General features: G+C 53.0%; 6 protein-coding genes. 5 read left to right on the top strand and 1 reads right to left on the bottom strand.

The window, feature by feature from the left end; all coding sequences use genetic code 11:
- The 3 genes from ACFWW2_RS01385 to ACFWW2_RS01395 all read left to right on the top strand — a co-directional run.
- The coding region (locus tag ACFWW2_RS01385; protein ID WP_393925570.1) for a transposase at positions 1-391 on the top strand (391 nt) is incomplete at its 5' end.
- Between the two features lie 694 nt (positions 392-1085).
- Positions 1086-1877, top strand: a complete 792-nt coding sequence (locus tag ACFWW2_RS01390) for a terpene synthase family protein (protein ID WP_393925571.1) — start codon at positions 1086-1088, stop codon at positions 1875-1877.
- Between the two features lie 175 nt (positions 1878-2052).
- Positions 2053-2565, top strand: a complete 513-nt coding sequence (locus ACFWW2_RS01395; protein ID WP_393925572.1) for an IS110 family transposase — start codon at positions 2053-2055, stop codon at positions 2563-2565.
- 307 nt (positions 2566-2872) lie between these two features.
- Here ACFWW2_RS01395 and ACFWW2_RS01400 read toward each other — a convergent pair whose 3' ends face one another.
- Entirely contained in the window at positions 2873-3892 is a 1020-nt protein-coding gene (locus ACFWW2_RS01400) for an IS110 family transposase (RefSeq protein ID WP_393925573.1), read from the bottom strand.
- Between the two features lie 402 nt (positions 3893-4294).
- Between ACFWW2_RS01400 and ACFWW2_RS01405 the strand changes: the two genes are divergently transcribed.
- Together ACFWW2_RS01405 and ACFWW2_RS01410 are read left to right on the top strand one after the other, a co-directional pair.
- Entirely contained in the window at positions 4295-4453 is a 159-nt protein-coding gene (locus tag ACFWW2_RS01405) for a hypothetical protein (protein ID WP_393925574.1), read from the top strand.
- Between the two features lie 216 nt (positions 4454-4669).
- Complete coding sequence (locus ACFWW2_RS01410; RefSeq protein ID WP_393925575.1) at positions 4670-6058, top strand: hypothetical protein; 1389 nt, start codon at positions 4670-4672, stop codon at positions 6056-6058.
- Positions 6059-6607 lie beyond the last annotated feature (549 nt).

Here is a 6607-nt window from a genome sequence, read left to right on the forward strand (position 1 = left end):
TCAAACGATACCCGGCGTTGGCCCACTCACTGCCATGGCGGTAGAGGCCTTCGCACCGTCCATGGATATCTTTAGATGTGGACGAGACTTTGCCGCATGGCTCGGACTGGTGCCCAAGCAGCATTCATCGGGGGGCAAAGAACGGCTCGGAAAGGTCTCCAAAGAAGGTCAGGTTGATATTCGTCGTCTACTTATCATTGGCGCAATGACGCGCATTGCATGGGTGGGTCGAAAGCCTGTCCAGGACGGTTCCTGGCTGGACCGCATGTTGAAACGCAAACCAAAGATGCTTGTTGCAATTGCACTGGCCAATAAAATGGCCCGCACCATCTGGGCCGTGCTGACAAAACAAGAAGATTATCGAGGTCCGGCGAAGACTGTGGCCGCCTGAGAGCTAGCGGGCGATACAATCTGAAACCCAACGGCTTTCATGCTGCCCCGTGCCATCCAATACCATCCGCACAGCACGTTCGCGCACTTCTGGTGAATACTTGTTCGTTGTCTTTGTCATGATGCTCCATCCTACTCATGAGTTGGAGCCTCCGGCAAACCCGGTGCGGTTCAGAGTGATCTGCTCATTTGCCACAAGCGCGTTCGCGAAGCTCTGTTTGTCTAAGAACCATTTTGGACTCATCCGCGTACGCGATTGGATTAAGTCAGAGCAAGCTTAATCTTTGTTCATGAACTATATCCAACTCCACTGTGCTGCACGCAGAGAAAACAATTAGCACAATGACACAGGGATTCATTGCTGCATACACATCTAGAAACCACCATCCTTCAATTACAAGAGAAAACAGAACTGAGGCGTGGTCAAACTCTTTGGCCTGGTTTCGGGAATATTTGCCGGTCCTCAGCGGGTCTCCGTCACAAAACGCCAACACAATTTAATCGAACACCTAAATGCGAAAGTGAGTGGAGAAATGCTAGTAGATCGCCCGCTCTTAATGAGTCCCTACCCCCCAACTCTAAGCCCTTACGAAAAACCAGCTCAAGATGGTACGATAGACTGGCTGGTTCGTTACGGCATTGTCTGTAGTAAGGGTGTGGAGGATCGGGTCAGGAGGCAAGGGTGGACCCGTTGCATGGCGCGCTGTTATCCAAATGCTTCTCTTGTTGATTTGCAGTGGATTTCTGATTGGGTCAGTTGGATATTCTTATTTGACGATCAGAACGATGAGGCAGAACAGGGACGTGGAACAGAACGTCTAACTGAATGTCGCCCCCTTCTTCTTGACATCATGAGAGGAGGCTCGGCGCAAGATGGTAATCATATGCTTCAGGCTTGGCATGATCTATGGGCACGCATCCGACCTAGAGTGGATCCTGACTGGTTAGAGCGGTTGACACAGCAGCATGATGATTATTTCTTGGCATGTATTTGGGAGGCATCCAATCGCGAGTCAGGTATAATTCCGGATACTAATACTTACTTGCTTAAACGGCTTGATTCAGGAGCTGTCTACCCTTGCTTAACTATTATTGAGTTTGTTGGGCAGCTGAAGCTACCTGAGGACGTACTTTGCCACCCGGTTGTTAGCGACCTAAGCCGAAGCACGAACAATCTTATTTGTTGGAGCAATGATATCGTGTCTCTAGAAAAAGAATTGAAAAACGGGGACATGCATAACTTAGTCATTGCTCTGAGCAATGAGCACCAAATCAGCCTGCAACAGGCAACAGACAAAGCCGTCGTTATGCACGACACTGAAATGGAGCATTTTGATGCTTTGGTAAATCAGGTGCCACGGTTTTCCACAGAGATTGATATTGATCTCCAAACCTATATCGATGGCTTGAAGTTCTGGATACAGGGAAATCTTGATTGGTCGTTTGAAAGCCAAAGGTACGGTGCCACCTCGTCTCACCACAGGTAGTGCCAATGGTCTGAGGGTTTCTTCGAAACCAAGTTTCAGATTCAGCAAACTAGACTGACTGAACAAGAGGGCGAGCTCAGTTGAAAAACATGGTGTGATTGCGGCGGCCGCTCTCCAGTGGCGAACGAGGCCCAGTATATTGGCCTCATGGAAAATAGCCGTGAGGAGAACGACCATGAAGTATTATGCTGGCTTAGATGGATCTCTCAAAGAGATTTCGATCTGTATTGTCGATGATGACGGGAAGATTGTGGAGCAGGGCAGTGCGCCTTGTGATGCGGAAGGGGTACGGGGCTGGTTTACGGCTCGCTCGCTTGCACCGGAACGGATCGCGCATGAGAGTGGGCCACTTTCGATCTGGCTTCAGCGCGGCTTGACCCGTCTGACCTTGCCAGCCACTTGCATTGATGCACGTAAAGCGCACAAAAGCCTCTCTGCGCGCCCTAACAAATCTGATGCTGCGGATGCGGAAGGTCTGGCGCAGTTGGCGCGAACGGGCTGGTTCACCCCTGTGCATATCAGAAGTGAAGAAGCTGATCTCCTGCGCAGTTTGATTGGCGCACGCGAGCGGTTGATCCGGTTGCGCAAGGAGCTCGAAGGTCACATTCGCGGCATTCTTAAGACCTTTGGAATCCGTATGACGGGTGTTACTCACACGAGGCAGCGCCAGGCGTTTCGCGACCAATAGGCCGCCGCTGGTGAAAGAGATCCCGTGCTACGCATGATCGCCGATAGCTTTGTCCTTGTGTGGATGGTCCCTGCAAAGCAAGACTTTTTTCGAAGCAGTTAGCAATTTGTCAGATACGGTCTTGTGTTCGGCCTGTTCGCGCGGTTCTTAGGTCCGCTGGCCTTGATGGTTTCCGCAGATCAAGTCCCCATTCTCGCAGACGGACAGTTATCGTCCTGGACAAAGCTCGGGGTGTCTTGATGTTGCGGCTGACTTGTCCGCCATCACTTCATTGGTCTTGCTATCTCGTTGTTCGTTCCTTCTCGGTTCAGACTGTTCGTACTTCGTAGGGTTCATTGCGCGATAGCACCGCCCAAATGATCCTTGCGGTCTTGTTTGCCATGGCAATGGCCGCCAGCTTGGCTGGCTTGCGCTGTAGGATGTCGGCGAACCAAGGATCAAATCGCTCCGGTGCGGTTTTGATCTGTTTGATGCGGGATGTCATACCGACGACCATAAGTCGTCGAATGTAGCGGTCGCCCATTTTTGATATGCGTCCCAAGCGCTCTTTGCCGCCTGTTGATTTGTTGATTGGCGTCAAGCCCAGCCAAGCCGACAAATCTCTACCGCTTTGGAACTGTTCGCCACTCCCCACAGTTGCCACGATCGCAGAGGCGGTGATTGGGCCGATGCCCGGGATCGTTTGAAGCAACGCTATTCGCGGTTCTGATTTTGCCGCTGCAGTCATGCGGCGACCGTACCAATTCACCCGCAGATGTAGAGCCAGAAGTTGCTCGCTGAGGTCTAAAATCACATCGCAGGCAGCTGGCGGTAGATCCGGTAAATGCCCCTCGGTCACGCGCTTTGCAAATTTGACAGCGTGCCCGACGCCCTGAGCAAAGATAACGCCGAACTCAGCCAATAACCCGCGCATCATATTGATGGTCTGGGTTCTTTGTCGAACAATTAGGTCTCTTGCCCGATGCAGCGACAAGATTGCCTGCTGTTCTGGTGACTTCAATTCCACAAACCGCATGGTCGGACGGGTGACGGCTTCGCAAATTGCTTCCGCATCAGCTGCATCAGATTTCCCTCGCTTCACATATGGCTTCACGTAAATAGGCGCGATCAGCTTCACCGCATGACCCAGCTTGCTCAACTCACGCGCCCAATAATGACTGGACCCACACGCCTCCATACCGACCAAGCACGGCTCTAGATTCTCAAAAAAGGAAATCATCTGCGCCCGTCGCAACGGACGGTTAAAAGCAACGGTTCCGTCTTCAGTGACCCCGTGAACCTGAAAGGTGTTCTTGGCCAAATCAAGGCCGATTGTGGTAACTTGCATTGGGTGGCTCCTCTCATAAGCGGTTAACGACAACTGCACTATGGCGCATTGCGACGCCCGTTGAAGCAGGGGCCATCCACCCCATCCCGCAGTGTGCCAATTGGTTGTTCCAGATTTGCTGCATACTGCCTGAATGGCTGCTTTTGCCTCTGCGAGGCAGCAGCGTTTTCGCTACAGCGCGGCAAGTTCCTGCGCGGTGAGCGCACGCAGCAAAATGTTGGCACTTACGCAATGGGCTCGCCGCCGACATCTGACGGTTTTGGTCGGATGACTGGTGCCAGCCCGAACCGGACATCGGATTTTGCGGCGGATTGGCAGGTCAGCGGACAATCCCGGCCTTATGTATCAAACGCACCAACAACACACCTTATAAAAACAAGGCTGTGAATCCATAATGTGGGCATGCAAAACACAATACACGGGCTGATTAAGAAGCGCGGCGAGATAGCGGGCCAGCACAAGGTCGCTCTCAAGGCAGCAGACGCCCTGAAAGCCGATCTTGACGCTATAGACCGCGCGCTGGTGCTGTGTGGCTACCAAGATGACCCCAAAAGGGCATGATCGAAAGCTTAGGCATGCCTCGGGCCATACGCCCTCGTTTCAGAAGAATTCCATTTCTTGCGATCACGAATTGATATTCGTCAATTGGAATATGTTGATCTGCCCTAATCAGAGATTTGTATCACCAAGAATTGAGTATCGGTCCGAAGTAGTTGGCCAGATGTGGAGGCGGTGATCCATCTGATCCACGCCAAACAACAAATCAGGAGAGAACCAATGAATATTCTTACAAATTCAGGTGTCTTTACAAAAACGATCACTCTGTGCGGTGTTGCGGCACTGATGCTGACTACCGCACCGATCATGCTGGATGATTTTGTGCCCTCCTCGGCCCAGGCCCAAGGCCAAGGCGGTGGCGGGAATAGCGGCGGCGGTGGAAACGACAGTGGCGGCGGGAGTGACCGCGGCGGCGGAAATAGCAACCAAAACCAAGGCGAGAATTCCGGAGGGACCGATGATAATGCGGACTCGACGTCATCAACGACACCAAGCACGCAGTCGTCGGGGGGGGCTGCCCAAGGCGGAACAAATGCGGCATCCGGATCACAAAGCGGCAATTCTGGCTCTGGCAACGCTGCGGTATCGGCTGATCCACAAGTGCCATCTGACAGTGGTCAATCTGGCGGCAGCGGCAGTGGTCCGACGTTCTCTGACATCATTCTTGATATGGCCGGGGCAAGCGTAGATGAAGACTCTGACCGGCCAGACTGGGCGGGCGAACCTGGCGGCAAAGATGGTGCCGGCGGTGGTCAGCCAGATACGTCAGGCACCACGAAGGGCGATTTGTATGGCGACCTCTTTATTATTGCACGTGATGCCAACGGTGTTCCGATCCTGACTGCAGAAGGCTGGGTGCAACCCTTGGATGCTGACGGCAATCCCATCGCGCTGGACGAAGATGGCCATCCGCTGGATGAAAGCCTGACACAGGAGGTCGAACTTGGTCGACTGAACGTCAGCCGCGCGCCGGTGTCGGTTCTTGATAACCGGGCTCATGAAGTCATAGACCTGATGTTGAATGCTACAGATCTTACCACGGACGCTGCGGGCCGTCTGGTCTTTACCCTTGATGGTGTGACCAAAACAATCGACTCGCCACTCGAGAATTTGGCGATTTATACGGCGATTATCACAACCGGCACGATCCCCGGCGTGGACGATCTGCCCGGAACAGAGTTTGATTTTCTCGTTGATGGACAAATGACCGATGAGGATTTGGCAGCGTCAGCCGTGTTCCTTGCTGCTGCAACCGACAAGACCGGTGTTTTCACGTCGGATGAGATCGCCTACCTCAATGCGTTCCTTGGCGTGAACACGCAGACAGTCGGATCGGTGATCTATTCGGATATCGATTACTCCGACTTTACCTATAGCCGCGAGGACACCTATCAGAACGTCACAGCCGAAGTTCTGGTCTTGCAAGAAGATGGCAGCTGGGTGCCAACGGTTGTGAATGTCTACGATGCCGTGTTTGAAAGCGAAGAGGCAAATGCGGCGGGATCATTGGACGCCTATACCGTAGCTGCTGATGACGCGCGAAGCATCGTGAATTACATCCACGAATACGAAGTGCCTGCAGTGGATTTGGATTCAGTCACGCACTAGCAGTTTCGTGTTCTTGCCCGAGGGCGACACCCTATACCCCTGCGTTTCAAAGACGCGGGGGTTTATGATTGATACCTCAGTTTGAGTCTTTCAAGCTGTACTATGAAATGGTGTTCGAGGCTCTTCATCATTGAGTGACGGCTTTGCCCGCTGCCTAGTCGCAATTATACCTACGCTGCTGCAGCGTAAATCGCGCTGCGAGCGCTCGCAGCACGATCTGGACGCTTCCGCAATTGGGCTCTCAACGGTCATCGGATGCAGCGCAGCATCTGACCTAGATTGGACGTAATGCCAGATGTGAACGGCCCATACCTGCCTTTGGCCCGTGGGTGTTGATGCCGCGGTGCGGCCCGTCAGAGGAGACATTCGCTGCGACTGCAAATTGTGATCCGCGGTGAACTCACAGATCGCGGGATGGGGTGGATGGCCCCTGCTTCAACGGGCGTCGCAATGCGCCATAGTGCAGTTGTCGTTAACCGCTTATGAGAGGAGCCACCCAATGCAAGTTACCACAATCGGCCTTGATTTGGCCAAGAACACCTTTCAGGT

The organism is Yoonia sp. R2-816, from assembly GCF_046762905.1.
In the GTDB taxonomy this organism is placed as follows: Bacteria; Pseudomonadota; Alphaproteobacteria; order Rhodobacterales; family Rhodobacteraceae; genus Yoonia.

Bases quoted from the DNA above. Each gene is read 5' to 3' on its own strand.
- ACFWW2_RS01390 (WP_393925571.1), top strand. From the start codon at position 1,086: ATGGCGCGCTGTTATCCAAATGCTTCTCTTGTTGATTTGCAGTGGATT.
- ACFWW2_RS01395 (WP_393925572.1), top strand. From the start codon at position 2,053: ATGAAGTATTATGCTGGCTTAGATGGATCTCTCAAAGAGATTTCGATC.
- ACFWW2_RS01400 (WP_393925573.1), bottom strand. From the start codon at position 3,892: ATGCAAGTTACCACAATCGGCCTTGATTTGGCCAAGAACACCTTTCAG.
- ACFWW2_RS01405 (WP_393925574.1), top strand. From the start codon at position 4,295: ATGCAAAACACAATACACGGGCTGATTAAGAAGCGCGGCGAGATAGCG.
- ACFWW2_RS01410 (WP_393925575.1), top strand. From the start codon at position 4,670: ATGAATATTCTTACAAATTCAGGTGTCTTTACAAAAACGATCACTCTG.